This is a genomic window from Pseudomonas sp. G(2018), assembly GCF_005502415.1.
Taxonomy (GTDB): Bacteria; Pseudomonadota; Gammaproteobacteria; order Pseudomonadales; family Pseudomonadaceae; genus Aquipseudomonas.
In genome coordinates, this window is sequence record NZ_SCOO01000025.1 from 12266 (window position 1) to 31108 (window position 18843).

The 18843-nt window shown below is 61.2% G+C and carries 17 protein-coding genes; 9 read left to right on the forward strand and 8 right to left on the reverse strand.

Features of this window, described 5'->3' with window-relative positions; translation table 11 throughout:
• Positions 1–31: 31 nt before the first annotated feature.
• The 3 genes from FFS64_RS21245 to FFS64_RS21260 form a co-directional block, all read right to left on the reverse strand.
• The gene (locus tag FFS64_RS21245; protein WP_137807031.1) at positions 32–1720 is read right to left on the reverse strand and encodes an ATP-dependent DNA ligase; all 1689 of its coding nucleotides are present in this window, start codon (positions 1718–1720) and stop codon (positions 32–34) included.
• On the reverse strand, positions 1717–2751 hold the full coding sequence (locus FFS64_RS21250; RefSeq protein WP_137807032.1) for a ligase-associated DNA damage response exonuclease: 1035 nt from the start codon (positions 2749–2751) through the stop codon (positions 1717–1719). Before FFS64_RS21250 ends, FFS64_RS21245 begins: the two co-directional genes overlap by 4 nt.
• 195 nt (positions 2752–2946) lie before the next feature.
• A complete protein-coding gene (locus FFS64_RS21260; RefSeq protein ID WP_137807034.1) occupies positions 2947–5397 on the reverse strand; it encodes a penicillin acylase family protein in 2451 nt (816 codons plus the stop codon).
• A gap of 191 nt (positions 5398–5588) precedes the next feature.
• On the opposite strand from FFS64_RS21260, the gene FFS64_RS21265 reads away from it, so the two are divergent.
• Entirely contained in the window at positions 5589–6140 is a 552-nt protein-coding gene (locus tag FFS64_RS21265; RefSeq protein WP_137807035.1) for a cysteine hydrolase family protein, read from the forward strand.
• A 151-nt stretch (positions 6141–6291) separates the two neighbouring features.
• Here FFS64_RS21265 and FFS64_RS21270 read toward each other — a convergent pair whose 3' ends face one another.
• The 4 genes from FFS64_RS21270 to FFS64_RS21285 form a co-directional block, all read right to left on the reverse strand.
• On the reverse strand, positions 6292–6492 hold the full coding sequence (locus FFS64_RS21270; RefSeq protein ID WP_034146774.1) for an SEC-C metal-binding domain-containing protein: 201 nt from the start codon (positions 6490–6492) through the stop codon (positions 6292–6294).
• Complete coding sequence (locus FFS64_RS21275; RefSeq protein WP_137807036.1) at positions 6489–6983, reverse strand: LEA type 2 family protein; 495 nt, start codon at positions 6981–6983, stop codon at positions 6489–6491. Before FFS64_RS21275 ends, FFS64_RS21270 begins: the two co-directional genes overlap by 4 nt.
• 125 nt (positions 6984–7108) lie before the next feature.
• Positions 7109–7585 (reverse strand): YchJ family protein, encoded by a 477-nt coding sequence (locus FFS64_RS21280; RefSeq protein ID WP_137807037.1) that lies wholly within the window; start codon positions 7583–7585, stop codon positions 7109–7111.
• A 4-nt stretch (positions 7586–7589) separates the two neighbouring features.
• On the reverse strand, positions 7590–8087 hold the full coding sequence (locus tag FFS64_RS21285) for a DUF6231 family protein (RefSeq protein WP_137807038.1): 498 nt from the start codon (positions 8085–8087) through the stop codon (positions 7590–7592).
• A 190-nt stretch (positions 8088–8277) separates the two neighbouring features.
• Between FFS64_RS21285 and FFS64_RS21290 the strand changes: the two genes are divergently transcribed.
• The 4 genes from FFS64_RS21290 (at position 8278) to FFS64_RS21305 (ending at position 10953) form a co-directional block, all read left to right on the forward strand.
• Positions 8278–8973, forward strand: coding sequence for an OmpA family protein (locus FFS64_RS21290; protein ID WP_137807039.1), 696 nt, complete (start codon positions 8278–8280; stop codon positions 8971–8973).
• Positions 8974–9062: 89 nt separating this feature from the next.
• Positions 9063–9776: an OmpA family protein gene (locus tag FFS64_RS21295; RefSeq protein ID WP_137807040.1), complete on the forward strand. Its 714-nt coding sequence runs from the start codon at positions 9063–9065 to the stop codon at positions 9774–9776.
• A 147-nt stretch (positions 9777–9923) separates the two neighbouring features.
• Positions 9924–10202, forward strand: coding sequence for a DUF1145 domain-containing protein (locus FFS64_RS21300; RefSeq protein WP_137807041.1), 279 nt, complete (start codon positions 9924–9926; stop codon positions 10200–10202).
• Positions 10195–10953, forward strand: coding sequence for a collagen-like protein (locus FFS64_RS21305; protein WP_137807042.1), 759 nt, complete (start codon positions 10195–10197; stop codon positions 10951–10953). Before FFS64_RS21300 ends, FFS64_RS21305 begins: the two co-directional genes overlap by 8 nt.
• An 86-nt stretch (positions 10954–11039) precedes the next feature.
• Here the strand turns inward: FFS64_RS21305 and FFS64_RS21310 are convergent, their stop codons facing one another.
• The gene (locus tag FFS64_RS21310; RefSeq protein ID WP_137807043.1) at positions 11040–11504 is read right to left on the reverse strand and encodes a CopD family protein; all 465 of its coding nucleotides are present in this window, start codon (positions 11502–11504) and stop codon (positions 11040–11042) included.
• A 99-nt stretch (positions 11505–11603) separates the two neighbouring features.
• Between FFS64_RS21310 and dinG the strand changes: the two genes are divergently transcribed.
• The 4 genes from dinG to FFS64_RS21330 all read left to right on the forward strand — a co-directional run bounded on the left by dinG (position 11604) and on the right by FFS64_RS21330 (position 18833).
• The gene (gene dinG / locus FFS64_RS21315) at positions 11604–13748 is read left to right on the forward strand and encodes an ATP-dependent DNA helicase DinG (protein ID WP_137807044.1); all 2145 of its coding nucleotides are present in this window, start codon (positions 11604–11606) and stop codon (positions 13746–13748) included.
• A gap of 95 nt (positions 13749–13843) precedes the next feature.
• On the forward strand, positions 13844–16351 hold the full coding sequence (locus tag FFS64_RS21320; RefSeq protein WP_137807045.1) for a beta-galactosidase: 2508 nt from the start codon (positions 13844–13846) through the stop codon (positions 16349–16351).
• 234 nt (positions 16352–16585) lie between these two features.
• Entirely contained in the window at positions 16586–17731 is a 1146-nt protein-coding gene (locus tag FFS64_RS21325) for a serine hydrolase domain-containing protein (protein ID WP_137807046.1), read from the forward strand.
• A 115-nt stretch (positions 17732–17846) separates the two neighbouring features.
• Positions 17847–18833, forward strand: a complete 987-nt coding sequence (locus FFS64_RS21330) for an OmpA family protein (protein ID WP_137807047.1) — start codon at positions 17847–17849, stop codon at positions 18831–18833.
• Positions 18834–18843 lie beyond the last annotated feature (10 nt).

Below are 18843 nucleotides of genomic sequence, written 5' to 3' on the forward strand. Positions count from 1 at the left end.
GGAGCAAGCTCCCTCGCCACAGGGGACCGGGTTAAACCAATAAATTTTGCAAGGTCGCCAGGTTGTCCGCTTCCTCGACGGTTTTATCCTGCCGCCAGCGCAGCATCCTGGGAAACCGCACCGCGATTCCGCTCTTGTGCCGCTTTGACAAGGCAATCCCCTCGAACCCCAGTTCAAACACCAGGCTCGGTTTGACGCTGATCACCGGGCCGAATTTTTCCAGCGTGGTCTTGCGCAAAATATTGTCGACCTGGCGCATTTCTTCATCGGTCAGCCCCGAAAAAGCCTTGGCGAACGGCACCAGCGCGCGGGCGCTGGTGCCTGGTAGACCGTCCCACACGGCGAAGGTGTAATCGCTGTAAAGACTGGCCCGGCGTCCGTGACCGCGTTGCGCATAAATGAGTACTGCGTCGACGCTGAACGGGTCGACTTTCCATTTCCACCAGACGCCCACATCCTTGGTCCGGCCAACGCCATAGAGCGCATCGCGGGCCTTGAGCATCATGCCTTCGACCCCCAATCGGCGAGACGCTTCGCGTTGCCGGGCGAGGTCGAACCAGTCGTCGCCGGTGAGCAACGGCGAAGCGAGCAACACCGGGTGGTTGCTGTGGGCGATGATCTGCTCCAATTGCGCGCGCCGCCGGGCCTGCGGCTGGTTGCGCCAGTCCTCGCCGGCCCATTCCAGCAAGTCGTAGGCGAGGATGACCACTGGCACATCGCTCAGGATCTGTTTGCTCAGGGTTTTGCGACCGATCCGTTGCTGCAGCAAGGCGAAAGGTTGCACGGCGGGTGATGTCGGCGATTGAGGGTTGAAGGCGTCCTCGGTTTCAGGGTGATCGGCTTTCCAGGCCACGATTTCCCCGTCGATCACCGTACCGTCGGGCAGGCAGTGGATCAGGCTCTCCAGTTCGGGAAAACGCTCGGTGACCAACTCTTCACCCCGCGACCAGATCCACAGTCGCCCGGCGCGCTTGACCACTTGGGCGCGGATGCCGTCCCACTTCCATTCCACTTGCCAATGGCTGGCCGGGCCGAGCAGTGCTTCGAATTGTTCGACCGGTTGCGCCAAGGCATGGGCGAGAAAAAACGGATACGGCTGGCCACCGCGCTGGACATGCTCATCGGTTGAGTGCGCGGCGATCAACTTCAAGTAACTGATTGCGCCGGGGCAGTTGGACAGGTCGGTATAGCCGACCAGACGTTGGGCCACGCATTTGCTGTCCAGATGAGCCATGGAGGCGAGTGCGCGGGTTACCAGCAACTTGGAGACGCCGACGCGGAAACTGCCAGTGATCAATTTGATGCAGAGCATCAGGCTGGCGCGGTCCAGTTGCGACCAGAGCCTGGGGAGTTGTTCGGCCAGCACCTCGGGAGATTCGCCGCGCAAAGGCAGCAATTTGTCTTCAATCCATACCGCCAGCCCGTCAGTTGACGTGTGTGGCGCTTCGGGCAGCACCAGCGAAATGGTTTCCGCCAGATCGCCCACGGCCTGATAACTCTCTTCGAATAACCACGGCGACAGGCCTGAATACGCCACCGCCAGCTCCCGCAGGATGCGCACCGGGACCAGCTGCCTGGGCCGTCCTCCGGACAGAAAATACACAGCCCATGCGGCATCTTCCGGGGTGGCCTGAGAAAAGTACTGTTGCATGGCCGCCAGTTTGGCGTTGCTCGATGTCGTGGCATCGAGTTCGGCATACAACTCGGCGAAAGCCCTCATGGCAGTACCTCGATGTACTCGGGTTCAGCGGTTTGAGGTTCTTCTTCGTCATCGCCGTACTCGGTATTGAAGCTGTGGGCATCGAGGCCTTTTTCGCGCAGGTGGCGCACCAGCACCGCGACAGAGCCGTGGGTGACCATCACCCGTTCGGCACCGGTCTGCTCGATGGCCCAGAGCAGGCCCGGCCAGTCGGCGTGATCGGACAGCACGAAGCCCCGATCCACGCCGCGGCGCCGACGGGTTCCGCGCAGACGCATCCAGCCGCTGGCGAAACCGTCGCTGTAATCGCCGAAGCGGCGCATCCAGGTACTGCCGCCAGCCGAGGGCGGGGCGATGACCAGCGCTTTGCGCATGATCAGGTCACTCTTTTTGACGTCGCCGGCATAGATCGTCGGCGGCAGGTAGACGCCGCTCTCGCGATAAACGCGGTTCAGTGGCTCAACCGCACCATGGGTCAGGATTGGGCCGAGGCTGGCGTCGATGCCGTGGAGGATGCGCTGGGCCTTGCCCAAGGCGTAGCAGAACAGCACGCTGGCCTTGTCTTCGGCAGCATTGGCTTGCCACCACTGATTGATTTTGGCGAACACCTGCGCCTGGGGTTGCCAGCGATAGATGGGCAGGCCGAAGGTCGATTCGGTGATGAACGTGTGGCAACGCACCGGCTCGAAGGGGGCGCAGGTACCGTCGGGTTCGATTTTATAATCTCCGGAAGCGACCCAGACTTCCCCACCATATTCCAGCCGTATCTGGGCCGAGCCGAGTACGTGGCCGGCGGGGTGAAAGCTCAAGGTGACGCCGTGGTGCAGCAACCGCTGGCCATAGGGCAGCGTTTGCAGGTTGATGTTCTGGCCCAGTCGCGCGCGCAGAATCCCTTCACCGGGCGCCGCCGCCAGATAGTGTTGGTTGCCGATACGTGCATGGTCGCCATGGGCGTGGGTGATGACCGAACGCTCGACCGGGCGCCACGGGTCGATATAGAAATCCCCCGCGGGACAGTACAAACCTTCGGGACGCGCGATAACAAGTTCCATGTTGTTACCCAACTGGAGGCACTTGTTAGCTATGAGGTTCGCGCGAGGCGAGAAGTTCTATCGATTTTTCGGGGATGAACATCAAATCAATGTGGGAGCGAGCCTGCTCGCGAAAGCGGTGGGTCAGTCACCTTCAATGTTGACTGGCATGGCCCCTTCGCGAGCAGGCTCGCACACAGAGATAGGCGGCGATATTTATTTACCCGGTGTCAGGGTCAGCCGCTTGGTTCCGTACACCCGGTCAAAGTTCTGCGGCTGCATCGGCAAGCTCATGTATTGCCCCTTGAGCCATGGGTCGATGCCGTTCAGGTAGTTCGGGCTGGCCGGGTTGCCGGACTGGCCCGTGGCGAGCTGGCCTGTCAGCGGTTCGGCTTGGCCGAAGTCGACGATAAAGCGCATGGCCGGTACCAGCGTGGTGTTGAAATCCTGGCCCCAGACGAACGCGGCGGTGTTGAGCGTGGTGTGATCGCCGCCGGCCGGCAGTGGACCGCGCACGGTCTGGCCACTGCTGTTCTTCCATTCGTAGCGGTGCAGTTTGCCCCATTGCCAGGCTTTGTGATCGCCGCCCAACTGACTGTCACCGGCGCTGATCGCCGCGGCCAGGCTGCGTGCGAGGATGGCCGGCTTGTCTTCCTTCTGCGCGGTGCGTGCGTCATCCCAGAATGGACTGTCCTCGCGCCCCAAAAGGTGATCGGCTTGTGCGGCGTAAGACAACTTGCCATTGGCGATGTAGGCTTTCCACGCCGGGCTGCCTTCCGGCCCCAGTTCGTCGAGGAAGATCTGTTTGGTGCTTTCTTGCAGGAACAGCTCGTAGATTGCCGCGTCGGCAGAGGTCGGGCTGAGTTTGCCGTCGAACGCCATCAACCGGGTATAGGCTTCGCGCGCCTTGCCGCGATCGGCAACCGGCAGCGCTTCGATGGCCTGCTTGAGCGGTTGAGCCATGCCTGGCGCTTCGAACATCTTTTTCAGCTTGGCGGCAAAGGTGGTGGTGTGGTCGTACTGCATGGCAATCAGGCTGCGGGTGTCATGTTTACCCGCGCCGGCCAGTTCGGCCAGACGCTCGCCACGTTCAGGCGCCGACCAGGAATTGGACAGCTGCATGCCGTAGCCGTGGGGAATGACGCGCTGGTTGGCGGTGCCGAGCCAACCCTGGGCCGGGTCCTGATCGTAGGGATGCAGCATCGGGTCGGCGTAACCGTCCCAATCGTAGCGCCCCTCCCAGCCCGGCGACGGCAACAGACCTTCGCCTTCGCGGCGGTTCGGGTAGCGGCCAGTGACTTGCCAGCCGATGTTGCTGGCATCGGCGAACACCAGGTTCAAGGCGATGGCGCGGATCTCGCGGCTGGCATCCGAGGCCTTCTCGACGTTCTGCGCACGGGACAGGTCAAAAAACGCGTCCAGGGTTTTGTCGTCGGTGAAGTTCGGTGTCTGCAAGGCCAGGCCGAAACCGCTGCCCTGGGCCAGACCCTGGGCGCTGTTGAGCAGCGGGCCATGGCGGGTTTCGTACACCGCTTCGCGAATCGGCCGCTGGCCTTTGACGAAATAGGTTTCGTTGCGCACGATCGCAGGCGTCCATTTGCCGTTGGATTCGTAGGTCAGGCCATTACCCTGGCGTTTGATTTTCTCCAGGAACAGGTCCTGGTTGTCGCCCATGACAGTGGTCATGCTCCATGCCACTTTGCCGTTGAACCCGCCCAGCACCATCGGCAAGCCGGCGATGGTCACGCCGGAGGCCTGGTACTTTGGTGCGCGAATCTGTACGTAGCTGAACAGCGACGGCACGCCCATCGGGCCATGACTGTCGCTGGCCAACAGGCTTTTACCGCTGCGGCTGCGTTGCGGGGCAATGGCCCAGTTGTTCGAGGAAGTGGCGCCCAGCAGATTCAGGTCAGAGAGTTGTCCTGTGGCTTTGCTGATCTCCACCAGGCCCGGTATTTGTCCGTTGAGCTTGAGGCCTTGCAGCTTTTCGCTTTCGGCCAACGGCAGTTTTTCGTCAGGCGCTGAAGGCGTCAGCCAGGGCAACTTGTCGGTGGTGACCGTTTGGGCCAGCACCAGCGTGGAAATCTCTTCGGGCAGGTTGGCCGACTGGCTGAAGTTCAGCAGGCAGAAAATCAGCGCCGAATCTTCGGGCTTCCAGTATTCAGGCTTGTAGCCGCTGGCAGCGAGGTCGGCCGGCAGTTTGTCGCGGTAGCGGAACAGGTAAGCGTTTACCCCGCGGGCGTAGACTTCAAAGAAGCGCTTGAGGCGTGGCGAAGACGCCTTGTACAGCTCAGCGGCGCTTTTCTTCAGATTGACTGCACGCATGTATCGGTCGGCATCCAGCAGGTCCGAACCGTGCATTTCGGCCAGGCGCCCCTGAGCCAGCAAACGCAGGGTGACCATTTGCGTGATGCGGTCGCTGGCGTGCACGTAACCGAGGGTAAACAGCGCATCGTGGAACGTGCTGCTTTCGATCAACGGCATGCCCATGGCATTGCGGCGCACCGAAACGTTCTGTGCCAGCCCCTTTAACGGTTGTACACCCACAGTGGGCGGCAGGGTGTCCTGGGCATTGAAGCTCTGACAACCGGTCAGGCTCAAAACCCCCGCCACTGCTGCGGCAACGCCGAACCGGGGTAGAAAATGTGTAAGGGCTGGCGAGGCCATGGCAAAGCTCCTGCGGGGGTGGTAGCGCAATAAAGTCGCTACGTTAGTGAGCAGGAGGGGGCGGCGCAAGCGGGGGAAGATCTTATTTCAGGATTTGCCCAAGTCATCCTGATTGCGTTTCAGGCTTGCCTGTCGCTGGATTGTGATGCTGAAGTGCGAAAATTCAATTTATCAGCGTGAGAAAAGTCGGCATGGAGCTCAAGACAAACGCAGCCCTGATCATCATCGATCAACAGAAAGGCATCCTCCATCCCAGACTGGGGCGCCGGAATAATCCTCAAGCCGAGGAGCGCATCCTGGAGCTGTTGGGCTATTGGCGCCGCAGCGGGCGACCGATCGTTCACGTGCAGCACTTGTCCCGCTCGGAAGATTCGGTGTTCTGGCCGCAACAAGAGGGGGTGGAGTTTCAGGAGCGGTTTCAGCCATTGCCTGGCGAGCAACTGATTCAGAAGCAGGTGCCGGATGCGTTTTGTTCGACGGCGCTGGAGGCATGGTTGCGCGAGGTGAGGATCGAACAATTGATCATCGTTGGCGTGGCGACTCACAACTCGGTGGAGTCCACGGCGCGAACGGCGGGCAATCTGGGGTTTGAAACGTGGGTGGTGGAGGATGCGTGCTTTACCTTCGACAAAGCCGATTTCTTCGGAAATGCCCATTCAGCCGAGGAGGTGCATGGGATGTCGTTGGGGAATCTGCATGGGGAGTATGCGACGGTGGTCAGCAGCGTGCAGATCCTGAAGTGAGGGTGTCGCTCAGGGACTCTTCGCGAGCAGGCTCGCTCCCACATTAAATCTGCTGCCTGCACAACGTGTGTGTCTGGCACAGATCCACTGTGGGGAGCGAGCCTGCTCGCGAAAGCGATTCAACAGGCGAAGAAACTCTTCGCCCGAAGCATCAAGCGCCGTGGCACTTCTTGAATTTCTTGCCGTTGCCGCATGGGCAAGGGTCGTTGCGGCCGACATCTTTCAGGGCGTTGCGCACCGGTTCCTGGTGGGCGTGGCCGCAGTTCGGGCCGTGGACATGGCCATGGTCGTGATCATGGTGGTCATGATCGTGGTTGCAGTCAGGGCCATGGACATGGGGTTGCTGAGTCATCGGGGTTGCTCCGGAATTAGATCGGCGGGGATTATTACGCCATTACGCGTCAGGTGCACGTAGTGGGCGATGAATAAACCGGTTTCCATCTCACCTTCCAGACGATAGGGAATGGCCTGCTCGGGATTTTTCAGTTGTTTGACCAGGTCTTTGACCTTGGGCCACAGGTTGGTGCGGATCGGTACCTTATAGAAACGACTGGCCTTGGGGCCTACGGTGATCCAGTGTTCATGTTCGCCTTCGGCCAGCAGAATATCGGCCAGGTGAATGCGATACTCCAGGCCGCGCACGGTCAGGTCGCTGTCTCTGCGGTTGTCGATGCGAAAGTGCAGCACGAATTTCTGCTCCATGAGTTTGGCCCGCACCACTTCTACCTTGACCAGATGCACCTCGGGGTCCGGCTCATCGTTGCTGAACCAGGATGCGCAGCCGCCGAGCCCCAGGCAAAAGGTCAGGGTGAGCAGATAGTGTGTGAGTCGCCGGGTGATCATGGTGGTGTTGTCCTCCTTGATCCCCAGTCTAGTCGTTAAAAGATTGCAGCCTTCGGCAGCTCCTGCAGGTGTATGTAAATCCTGTACAGGCGCTACCGAAGGCTGTGATCTTTTCGAACTTCACCTCAACCGCTGAAATACCCCGAACAGCACTTCTTGAACTTCTGCCCGCTGGCGCAAGGGCAGGCGTCGTTGCGCCCGATGTCGAGTCGGACGGTGGGGTCGATGAAGTACCAGAGGCCGGCGTTCTGTACGAACGACGAGCGTTCGCGATGACTGTGTTCACCGCTGCCGTCGTGCCAGCGTGCGGTGAAAGTGACGAAAGCGTGCTCCGGCTGGCCGCCGAGTACTTCGGAGCTTTCCACCTCGAGGCCCAACCAGGTGCTTTGGGCGCTCCAGTCACTGATTGATTGCCGATCGAGCCCCGCCTGCTGGGCGGGCAGGGTGGTCGCCACGAGATAATCGATCAGGCCAAGCACGTAGGCGCTGTAACGCGAACGCATCAAGGCTTCGGCGCAAGGGGCCGGATGGCCGGCATGGTAATGACCGCAGCAGGCGTCGAGCAGGGTACCGCTGCCGCAAGGGCAAATGGATGTACTCATTGCGTTACCACCAATATTTCCCGAAGTTTTCCGGATTGGCCCAGAACCGCGAGTTGAGCCAGTCGGGCACCTGTTTGTAATCAAGCAGATCATAGGTGAACAGGGTCAGTATCTGATCGTCGCGCTGGAAGCGTTCACTGGCTTGCAGGGCCAGGGAGAAAAAATCCGTTTCCTGCCAGCCGCTGGCCGGCAAGTCGGCCAGTACCGCGATGCGGCTGGCGTTGAGGTTGCGGATGCCGCCCAGCAAATTCAGGCCATCGCGTTTGGGCAGGTGTTCGAGGCAGTCGACCACCAGCGCCAGGTCAAACCGGCGCGCCGCCAGCTCGGCAGGTAACGCCCCGGGTGCCGCGTGCGCCACACAGCTGTCCGGGTGCGCGAGCTTGAAGGCTTCAAGCGCGGGGAACTCGCTGGCGCCAATCAGCAACAGGCGCGAAGGGGCGTAACGATCCAGCAATGCGGCCAGCGCTTGTTGTGGCGTGCGCGAAGAAATACCTGCAATCATCAAAAATCCTCACTCAGATCTGCCAAGACTAGCCTGCCCGCCAGTCCGAGCCTAGAGCGGGTTTGCCGTAAAAGTGACGATCCCCCGTGAATACGGGACAAAACAGCAATGGCCTATTGCTGGCGGAGTTTTAAACTCCGGTCTTTACTCCCTGAATCGGTTCTAAGCCGATCCTTCAGGAGAAAACTAGATGAGCATAGTTCGGACAGCGTTACCCCTGGTTCTGCTAACCAGTGTGTTGACTGGTTGTGCAGGTTTGCAGAAAACCGACTGGCCGATCTGTGCGGCGGTCGGTGGTGTCGCGGGTGCGGGCCTTGGTGCGATCGAAAGTTCGTCATGGGCTGGTTGGGGAGCATTGGTGGTCGGCGGTACAGCGGCGGCCTATTGCTGGGTTCACGGTGATGGCGACGAAGACGGCGATGGCGTGCCGGATAGCCGCGACAAGTGCCCAGGCACGCCTCGAGGCGTGAAGGTCGATGCCGATGGTTGCCCTCCACCAGTTCCAGCTCCAGTGGTTGAAGAGGTCGTCGTAGTCAAGGAAGAAACCATCGTCATCCGCGATGTTCATTTCCAGTTCGACAAAGCCACACTCACTCCGTCTGACAAACTGGTACTCGACAAGATCGCCACTCGCTTGAAAGCGGAGGCCCCTACAGCCCGGTTGACCGTTACCGGCCATACCGACAGCGTGGGCAGCGATACCTACAACCAGAAACTGTCGGATAAACGCGCGCACTCGGTGGTTGAATACCTCATCGAGCAAGGCGTGCCGCGCAGCAACTTTGTGTCTGTCTCCGGGGCCGGTGAAAGTCAGCCGGTTGCCGATAACAAAACCGCCGACGGCCGTGCCCAGAACCGTCGCACGGAAATCAAAATCCAACGCTAGGTCCCTCGCATCCGCGGCTTGTGCAGTCGCGGATGCGGGTCTTTACTCCTGTGTGACCGGCATAGGCCGGTGACACAGGAGCTTTTAAAATGACCAATCTCACACGGACCGTCTTGCCGGTTCTGCTGCTTGGCAGCCTGTTGACCGGTTGCGCTACTCACAGTGATGGCACCGCCCCCCTCAATCAACGTACCTGGCCGATCTGCAGCGTCATTGGCGGACTGGTCGGCGGAGGCTTGGGCGCTATTGGTAGTAGCGGTTGGGCGGCCGGTGGAGCGGCGCTCGGTATCTTGAGCGGTGGTTTGATTTGTTATGCCCAGGACGGTGACGAAGACGAAGATGGCGTTTTCGATCGACGCGATCGCTGCCCCGACACCCCGGCCAATACCCCTGTAGAACATCACGGTTGCCCGCTGCCGCAATACCCGACCAGCGATAAACCGGCGGAGCCCGCACAGCCTGAAGTCATCACGCTCAGCAATGACGTGTTTTTTGGCTTCAATCAATCCGACCTGACTCCCTACGCGCAGAGCCAGCTCGATTCGATCATGAGCAAACTACTGGACGCCGACGTGGTGAGCATCAAGGTGGTGGGGCATACCGATAGCGTCGGGGCCGATGCCTACAATCTGGCCCTATCGGAACGACGTGCCAGCAGCGTTGCGCAGTATCTGTTGAGCCAGGGCGTGGCGCCGGGCAAGCTCACCAGCGAAGGGAAGGGTGAAAGTCAGCCGGTGGCCGATAACGAGACAGAAGAAGGCCGTGCGAAAAACCGTCGCGTGGATTTGCACATCAATCGCTGAGCCGCGAAATAGAGCCGTCGGGTGAAAATTCGCATCACTGCGACGGCCATTCGGCGGCCTTCATGAAGAATTTTCGTTTGCCCTCTGGCTTATCCCGCGTGGAAGCCGCTACTGTGCGCGCAAAGAATAATTCTCATCGGGGGCGGTATGAAGGTGCTATGGGGGCTGGGGAAGCTGTTGACCCTGCTGTTCTGGTTGGTGGTGCTGGTCAATCTGCTCACGCCGTTTATCCATCCGCTGCACTTGCTGGTCAACCTGGCCGGCGGTCTCCTGGCGACCCTGCATCTACTTGAAGCGCTGTTGTGCTTTCGCAGCCTCAGGGCGCGCGCTCACCCATGGCGCGATCGCCTGAGGATCATCATTTTCGGCGTTTTTCACCTGCAAACCATTCCCGCTCCCACCGCACCTAAGGCTTCCCATGCGTAAACTCTGTCTGCTCGCCGCACTCATCAGCCCATTGGCCTGCGCCCAGGTGGTGAGCGTCGAAACCAACTCGCTGATGCGCCTGCCAAACACCGCCAGCACCTTGCAGCTGGAACGCCTGGAAGTGGCCGACTACGGCACATTGCTGATTCCCTCCAACGTGACCGAAGTCACGGTCGGTGAACTGCGCCTGGGGCGTGATGCGCGGATCGCGATCGTGCCCAGTGAACAGGCGCTGGAACTGAAGGTCAGCCGTGCCCGGTTGTCCGAGGGCAGCCAGATCACCGCTCGCGGTGCGCCAGGCACTTACCAGAAGGCTGCCCGTTCAGGACGCAATCTGAATCTGCAGATCAAGGCTTTGAATGCGCCGCAGTTGTTGGTGGATGCTCGCGGCGGTGCGGGTGCGCCGGGGTTTGTCGGACTCGACGGGGCCAATGGCCAGGCACCGGGTTGCGCCTGGGGCCAGGCGGGGCGGGGCGCCGATGGCAGCGATGGCAGTGACGGTCAGCCAGGAGCGCCGGGGGCGTTGGTCAAATTGGCAGTGCCACGCGATTACCCGGCAGACCTGATAAAAGTCCAGGTGGCTGGCGGTGCCGGTGGCCCGGCCGGGCCTGGCGGAAAGCCGGGGGCAGGCGGTAAGGCCAAGGGCTGCGTTATCTATAAAGCCGATGGCGGCAAGAGTGGCAAGCCTGGCGCTGACGGGCAACCGGGGCCTGCGGGAGCGGCGGGGTCGGTGACGGTGCAGCGGTTGTAGTCAATATCTGAAATGTGTGTTGCCTGATCGATTGTCTTCGCGGGCAAGCCTCGCACCTACAGGAGCGAGGCTTGCCCGCGAAACTTTTAGAACATCGGCCGCGCCGCGGCAATCGCCACCACAACCAGGCCAACCAGCAAATTGATCCCTACCACGCGACGAATCCGCCCCAACACCGCCGCCCCAACCGGCCAATCCTGCGCCTCCACGGCAGCGCGCAACTCCGGCAGCATCAACGCCTGAATCCGGATGAACAGCGCCGTCATCACCACGTACAACCCCATCATCACCTGCACATAACGCGGGGCCAGTTCAAAACCGTTGAAGTGCAGATTCAGCAGGCCCACGCCGCTGACGGGCAACAGCACCACCGCCACCCAGACCCAGCGGAAAAAACCTTGAAACACTTCCAGCCACAGCTTCAGCCTGGCGGGTCCCTCAAGCGCCTTGAGCGCTGCGGGGCGCAAGACCATCCAGGCGAAAAACATCCCGCCCACCCACACCAGCGCGGCGAGGACATGCAGGCTATAAAGAAGGCTAAAAGCGGTCATTCGGGTACTCCGTTCTGCGCGGGATTAATTAGCGGGGTATGATAGCGGCCGATCCGAACTACTGAAAATTTATCCAGCGTTTTTAGCGCCCGACTATCCATGATCAGCACTGAACTCAAAACCACGATCCAGGGCGCTTATTCGCGTTTTCTCGAAGCCAAGAGCCTCAAGCCGCGCTACGGCCAACGCCTGATGATCGCCGAAGTCGCCAAGGTTCTCGGTGACATCGACACCGACGACGAAGGCCGGCGCAGTGGCGAGCCCGCGATTGTCGCGGTGGAAGCCGGCACCGGTACGGGCAAGACCGTGGCCTACAGCCTGGCGGCCATTCCCACCGCCAAGGCCGCCGGCAAACGCTTGGTGATCGCCACGGCCACCGTTGCCCTGCAAGAGCAGATCGTCTACAAGGATCTGCCCGACCTGATGCGCAACAGCGGTCTGAATTTCAGTTTCGCCCTGGCCAAGGGGCGCGGGCGCTACATGTGCCTGTCCAAGCTCGACATGCTGCTTCAGGAAGGTCACGCGCAAACCGCCACGGCGCAGTTATTCGAAGAAGAAGGCTTCAAGATCGAGGTGGATGAGGCTAGCCAGAAGCTGTTTACCAGCATGATCGAGAAACTGGCCGGTAATAAATGGGACGGTGACCGCGACAGTTGGTCCACCGCCCTGGAAGATGCCGACTGGGCGCGCCTGACCACCGATCACAGCCAGTGCACCAACCGCCATTGCCCGAACTTCGGCCAGTGCGCCTTCTACAAGGCCCGCGAAGGCATGGGTAAGGTCGACGTCATCGTCACCAACCACGACATGGTGCTGGCCGACCTGGCGTTGGGTGGCGGTGCGGTGCTGCCGGACCCGCGCGACACCATCTATGTGTTCGACGAAGGCCATCACCTGCCGGACAAGGCCATCGGCCACTTCGCCCATTACACGCGCCTGCGCTCCACCGCCGACTGGCTGGAAACCACCGCCAAGAACCTCACCAAGCTGCTGGCCCAACACCCGCTGCCGGGGGATCTGGGCAAGCTGATCGAGCAGGTGCCGGAACTGGCGCGGGAGATCAAGACCCAACAGCAGTTCATGTTCACTGCTTGCGAGCAGATCGCCGACTTCAAGCCCGGCGAAGACGTCGAGGGGCGCGAACGGCCCCGTCATCGATTTGTCGGCGGGGTGATCCCCGAGCACATGCGCGAGATGGGCATCGAACTGAAGAAGGGCTTTGCCCGCCTGACTGACCTGTTCACCCGCCTCACCGATTTGCTCAAGGAAGGCATGGACGGCGAGGTCAATATCGGTATCGCCAGCAATCAGGCCGAGGAGTGGTATCCGCTGTTCGGCAGCCTGCTGTCCCGTTCTTCGGGCAACTGGGAGTTGTGGACCGCATTCACCGTCGAAGACCCGGAAGACAACCCGCCCATGGCGCGCTGGCTGACCCTGGCGGAAAGCGGTTCGCTGTTCGATATCGAAGTCAACGCAAGTCCCATCCTGGCGGCGGAAATGCTTCGGCGCAATTTGTGGAACGTGGCCTACGGCGCATTGGTGACCTCGGCGACATTGACCGCACTCGGCACCTTCGACCGCTTCCGCATGCGCGCCGGCCTGCCAAAAAAAGCCGTGACCGCCGTGGTGCCGAGCCCGTTCCATCACGCCGACGCCGGTGTGTTGCGGGTGCCGAACCTCAATGCCGATCCCCGGGATGCGGCCGCGCATACCGCGGCGATCATCCGTGATCTGCCGGAACTGGTCGAAGGCTCCCGGGGCACGCTGGTGCTGTTCTCTTCGCGTAAACAGATGCAGGACGTGTTCGACGGTCTCGATCGCGACTGGCGCAAGCAGGTGTTCATCCAGGGCAACCTGTCGAAACAGGAAACCCTGAACAAGCACAAGGCGCGGGTCGATGGTGGGGATTCGAGCGTGCTGTTCGGCCTGGCGAGTTTCGCCGAAGGGGTCGACTTGCCCGGTGCGTATTGCGAACACGTGGTGATCGCCAAGATTCCGTTCTCGGTGCCCGACGATCCGGTCGAAGCGGCGCTGGCCGAGTGGATCGAGGCGCGCGGTGGCAATCCGTTCATGGAAATCTCCGTGCCGGACGCCTCGCTGAAACTGGTCCAGGCCTGCGGGCGCTTGCTGCGTACCGAAGAAGATCGCGGCACCATCACCTTGCTCGACCGACGCCTGGTCACCCAGCGCTACGGCAAGGCGATCCTCAATGCGTTGCCTCCCTTCCGTCGTGAAATTTCCTGATACGCCGGTGGGCAATTCTGCCCGCCGCGTTGTCTATCTCTCTGTCATCGCTTTTCCACTGGCCCATCGAGGTCGTTAGGGAGAATTTCGTTCTCATGATTCGCCGTTCGCTGCCTGCCGTTTTTGCCTTGATCTTCGCTGCCCCATTGTTGGCGGCGCCTGCCGGTCAGCAGACCCTGTTCAACTTTGTTCGCCCCGCGGATGTGGTGCGCGTATCGACCGAGAACGCCGACCTGCCGCAAGCCAACGCCGAGCAAACCGCCGAAGGCGAAGTGTTGCGTCGGGTGACGTTCAACCCGGTCGCCCGGCCGACCTTGCGCCTGGCCCCGCAGGCCGGCGCCTGGGACTGGTCGCAATCGGGGATGATGAGCCTGCGCATCCAGAGCGCGATGAACTGGCCGATCACCCTCTATGTGCAAATCCAGAGCAACGACGGCAAGACCCTGGTCAGCCGCATCGACCTGCCGGCAGGTCCGGCGCAGACATTGTTGGTGCCGCTGGTGCCGACTTCGCCGCTGAGCCAGGGCATGAAGGCCGGGCCACCGATGCCGACGACGGTTGATGGCCAGCGTGTATTGCTGGCCAGCAGCAGCGGTGAGCTCAATCGCAGCCAGGTGGTGTCGGTCAGCCTGTCGATGGATCAACCGAAAGCGGCTCAAAGCATTTTGCTTGAGCGTTTCGGCGTACAGGATGGCGAAGCGGTCACCAAGGGCGTTTACGGAGGGCTGGTGGACGCCTACGGCCAATCGACCCGGGCCAAATGGCCGGAAAAAGTCAGCAGCGATGAGCAACTTAAAAACGCCGCAGCCAAGGAACAGCAACAGCTGAAAACCTGGCTGGCCGAGCGCAATAAGGCATCGCTGGACAAGTTCGGAGGTTGGACCCAGGGCCCGGCATTCAAGGGCAGCGGTTTTTTCCGCAGCGAAAAGCGCGATGGCCGCTGGTATCTGGTAACTCCGCTGGGGTATCCGTTCTATTCGCTGGGGATCAACACCGTCGCAGCGGACGTCAACCAGACCTACATTGCCGGTCGCGAAGGGATGTTCGAATCCCTGCCCAAGGCTGACGAGCCGCTGGCCAATCATTTCGGTGAGGGCGATAACCGTGGTGGCAACGGCGTCGATCAGGGCCGAGGCTTCAATTTCGGCCGTTGGTTCGACTTCTATGGCGCCAATCTGCAACGCCTGTACGGCGACCCTTGTGCACTGGGCAGCGATACCAAGGCCGGGGTTGCCGAGGCGGCCAAGGCCGATGCGGTAGAGGCAGTGGCAGAGAAGGCCGCCGAGAAGCCGGTTGTTGCGTCGACCGAATCCGGAGTCGCCGAAGCCGCCAAGGGCGATGCCGTGGAAGCGACGGCGGTGAAAGCGGTCGAACCCGCGCCGGCCGAACCGTGCAAAGTAGCTCTCGACGAAAAGCGCTGGGCCGGCCATACCCTTGATCGCCTGCAAGCCTGGGGCTTCAACACCATAGGCAACTGGAGCGCATCAACGCTGGGTGACGCTGAACGCGTGCCATACACCCTGCCGCTGTCGATCGTCGGCGATTACGCGAGCATCAGTACTGGTAACGACTGGTGGGGCGGCATGCCCGACCCGTTCGATCCGCGTTTCGCCATGGCCACCGAACGCGCCGTGGCCATCGCCGCCCGCGACCATCGCGACGATCCATGGCTGATTGGGTATTTCGCCGACAACGAACTGGCCTGGGCTGGTACTGGCGACGACCCGAAAGCCCGTTACGCGCTGGCCTACGGCACGTTGAAATTGACCACCGACGTACCGGCCAAACGCGCGTTCCTCAAGCAACTGCGCGACAAGTACCGTAACCAGGCCGGTCTTTCCAAAGCCTGGGGTATCGATCTGCCGGCATGGGAGTTGATGGAGGACCCTGGTTTCGTGCCGCCCCTGCCGAGTGCCGAACACCCGGAAATCGAGGCCGACTTCAAATACTTCCAGAAGGTCTTCGCCGACACTTACTTCAAGACCATTTCCGACTCGCTCAAATGGCACGCACCGAACCAGATGCTGCTCGGTGGCCGCTTTGCCATCAGCACCCCGGAGGCCGTTGAATCCTGCGCGCAGTATTGCGATGTGTTGAGCTTCAACATGTACACCCTGCAACCCCAGGACGGTTACGACTTCGCCAAATTGCGCAGCCTCGACAAACCGGTGCTGATCACCGAGTTCAACTTCGGCTCGACCGATCGCGGCCCGTTCTGGGGGGGCGTGACGCAACTGCCGAAGGAAGAAGACCGTGGTCCGGCTTATGCGAACTTCCTCAAACAGGCGCTGAGCGAACCGTCGATTGTCGGTGTGCACTGGTTCCAGTATCTCGACCAACCCGTGACCGGGCGCTTGCTGGATGGCGAAAACGGGCATTTCGGTCTGGTGGGCATTACCGATCTGCCATTCCAGGGCTTTGTCGACAGCGTGCGCAAAAGCAATCTGGCGGCCATCGATCAGTTGGGCAAAGAAGCGCAGAAGGCCAGCACCGAGGCCGATAAAGCCAGCCATGACGCCGAAGGCGGGCGCAAGGCCGAAGCCGGCAAAGGCCCGGGGAAGGGCGCCGGGCAGGCGGGCGGGCATTCGGGTAGCGGTCATTAACACCTGAGACTGCGTTATCGTTCTTCGCGAGCAGGCTCGCTCCCACAAGAGATCTATGGTGCGACGTAGATTCAATGTGGGAGCGAGCCTGCTCGCGAAGGCGTCTGAACAGACGTAAAAAATTTCTGATCAATTCTGAGGGCGATTGACCGCCCGGCCCGCCCCTGTTCCCAAAACCCTCCAGGGCTGGAACAATGCGGGCCACTTTGTAAAGCGTTTACCGGGGAGTTGCGGGTGCAGATTCAGGGTCATTACGAGCTTAAGTTCGAGGCAGTGCGTGAGGCGTTTGCGGCGCTGTTCGACGATCCTCAGGAACGTGGCGCGGCGTTGTGCATCCGCATCGGCGGCGAAACCGTTCTCGACCTGTGGTCCGGCACCGCCGACAAGGACGGCGCCGAGGCTTGGCACAGCGATACCATCGCCAACCTGTTCTCCTGCACCAAAACCTTCACCGCCGTCACCGCCCTGCAACTGGTGGCCGAAGGCAAACTGCAACTGGATGCACCGGTTGCCCGCTACTGGCCCGAGTTTGCCGCGGCCGGCAAAGAGGCCGTGACCCTGCGCCAACTGCTGTGCCATCAGGCCGGTCTACCGGCGCTGCGCGACTTGCTGGCCCCCGAAGCGCTTTACGACTGGCAAACCATGGTTGGCGCCCTGGCTGCCGAAGCGCCCTGGTGGACACCGGGCGAGGGGCACGGCTATGCGGCAATCACCTATGGCTGGCTGATCGGCGAATTACTGCGGCGTGCCGACGGACGCGGACCGGGTGAATCCATCGTGGCCCGGGTGGCCAAGCCGTTGGGGCTGGACTTCCACGTCGGCCTGGCCGATGAAGAGTTTCATCGTGTGGCGCACATCGCCCGTGGCAAGGGCAACGCTGGCGATGCCGCAGCCCAACGCCTGCTGCAAGTGACCATGCGCGAACCAACCGCCATGACCACCCGGGCCTTCACCAACCCGCCGTCGGTGTTGACCAGCACCAACAAGCCGGAATGGCGGCGCATGCAGCAACCGGCGGCCAATGGTCACGGCAATGCCCGCAGCCTGGCCGGGTTTTATGCCGGCTTGCTCGATGGCAGCCTGCTGGAAGGCGAAATGCTTGACGAGTTGACCCGCGAACACAGCCTCGGCGAGGACAAGACCTTGCTGACGCGGACCCGTTTCGGCCTGGGCTGCATGCTCGATCAACCCGATGTGCCCAATGCCACCTTCGGCCTTGGCCGGCGAGCGTTCGGGCATCCGGGGGCTGGCGGTTCAATCGGTTTTGCTGATCCGGAGTACGATGTGGCTTTCGGTTTTGTGACAAATACACTGGGGCCGTACGTCTTGATGGATCCGCGCGCACAAAAGCTTGTGCGGGTACTGGCCACTTGTCTGTAAATCCCGCTCGAAGGTTCCAGGTCCGGAACCGGAAAGCCTTTTCAGTTTCAAATCATTTGTTTATGCAGGCCGAATCGGCCTGATCATTTTTTGACTTCATTTTTGTGGATATCCAATGTCAACCAAACCAACCCTCGCCTTGGCACTGTGCTTCGCTATTACCGGTTGCGCACAGAATCCGAAAAGTGATGCGGACGGCGGCAGCTGGTGGCCGTTCGGTTCCTCCGACAAGGTCGCGGCCAAAGAACCGGCTCCCGCACCTTTGAAGCCTGCGGCGAGCGCCCCGGTGGCCAAGACAGAAAGCAGCAGCCCCTGGTATTGGCCGTTCGGCGGCAAAGAAAAAACCACAGTCAAAGCCGTACCAATGCCGGATCCGAAAGTTACCCAGGCCTGGCTCGACGACTATGAACCGCGCCTGCGCACAGCGATCAAGGACAGCAACCTGCAACTGGAACGCCGTGAAAACGTGCTGGTGGTGACGGCACCGGTCGAAGGCTCGTTCAACCCGGACCGCCCGGCCATGCTGTTGCCAGTCACCCTGGGTCCGTTCACCCGCGTGGCGAAAATTCTTGAAGCCGACCCTAAAACTGCCGTTCTGGTGCTAGGCCACAGCGACACCTCGGGTGCCGCACCGGCGAACGTCAAGCTGAGCCAGGAGCGCGCCCAGTCGGTCGCAGCGATTTTCCGTCTCAGCGGCCTGCAACGCGACCGTCTGATGCTGCGCGGCATGGGCAGTGAAGCCCCGCGGGCCGCCAACGACAGCGTTGAAGGGCGCGCCCTGAACCGCCGCGTGGAGCTGCTGGTAACTCCGCAAAACACCATGGTCGCCTTGCTCAGCAAGTACAACATGCCAGCCCCGGCACCTGTGCGCATGGTGGCTGCCCAGGACGTCAAGCCGGTTGCCAAGCCTGTGACTCCAGCGCCCGCCGATGCGAAGAAAGCGGCTGCACCAGTGGTGAAAAAAGCGCCAGCCAAGAAAGCCGCCAAGGCCCCGGCAAAAAAGACACCGGCTAAAACCGCGACCCCGGCGAAGAAGACTGCACCAGCCAAAGCCGCAGCTGATACGAAAAAAGTCGTTGACGCCGATACCACAAAGAAGTGATTCGTTAACC

Coding starts and splice junctions, on each gene's coding strand:
- FFS64_RS21245 (WP_137807031.1), bottom strand. CDS start 1,720: ATGAGGGCTTTCGCCGAGTTGTATGCCGAACTCGATGCCACGACATCG.
- FFS64_RS21250 (WP_137807032.1), bottom strand. CDS start 2,751: ATGGAACTTGTTATCGCGCGTCCCGAAGGTTTGTACTGTCCCGCGGGG.
- FFS64_RS21260 (WP_137807034.1), bottom strand. CDS start 5,397: ATGGCCTCGCCAGCCCTTACACATTTTCTACCCCGGTTCGGCGTTGCC.
- FFS64_RS21265 (WP_137807035.1), top strand. CDS start 5,589: ATGGAGCTCAAGACAAACGCAGCCCTGATCATCATCGATCAACAGAAA.
- FFS64_RS21270 (WP_034146774.1), bottom strand. CDS start 6,492: ATGACTCAGCAACCCCATGTCCATGGCCCTGACTGCAACCACGATCAT.
- FFS64_RS21275 (WP_137807036.1), bottom strand. CDS start 6,983: ATGATCACCCGGCGACTCACACACTATCTGCTCACCCTGACCTTTTGC.
- FFS64_RS21280 (WP_137807037.1), bottom strand. CDS start 7,585: ATGAGTACATCCATTTGCCCTTGCGGCAGCGGTACCCTGCTCGACGCC.
- FFS64_RS21285 (WP_137807038.1), bottom strand. CDS start 8,087: ATGATTGCAGGTATTTCTTCGCGCACGCCACAACAAGCGCTGGCCGCA.
- FFS64_RS21290 (WP_137807039.1), top strand. CDS start 8,278: ATGAGCATAGTTCGGACAGCGTTACCCCTGGTTCTGCTAACCAGTGTG.
- FFS64_RS21295 (WP_137807040.1), top strand. CDS start 9,063: ATGACCAATCTCACACGGACCGTCTTGCCGGTTCTGCTGCTTGGCAGC.
- FFS64_RS21300 (WP_137807041.1), top strand. CDS start 9,924: ATGAAGGTGCTATGGGGGCTGGGGAAGCTGTTGACCCTGCTGTTCTGG.
- FFS64_RS21305 (WP_137807042.1), top strand. CDS start 10,195: ATGCGTAAACTCTGTCTGCTCGCCGCACTCATCAGCCCATTGGCCTGC.
- FFS64_RS21310 (WP_137807043.1), bottom strand. CDS start 11,504: ATGACCGCTTTTAGCCTTCTTTATAGCCTGCATGTCCTCGCCGCGCTG.
- dinG (WP_137807044.1), top strand. CDS start 11,604: ATGATCAGCACTGAACTCAAAACCACGATCCAGGGCGCTTATTCGCGT.
- FFS64_RS21320 (WP_137807045.1), top strand. CDS start 13,844: ATGATTCGCCGTTCGCTGCCTGCCGTTTTTGCCTTGATCTTCGCTGCC.
- FFS64_RS21330 (WP_137807047.1), top strand. CDS start 17,847: ATGTCAACCAAACCAACCCTCGCCTTGGCACTGTGCTTCGCTATTACC.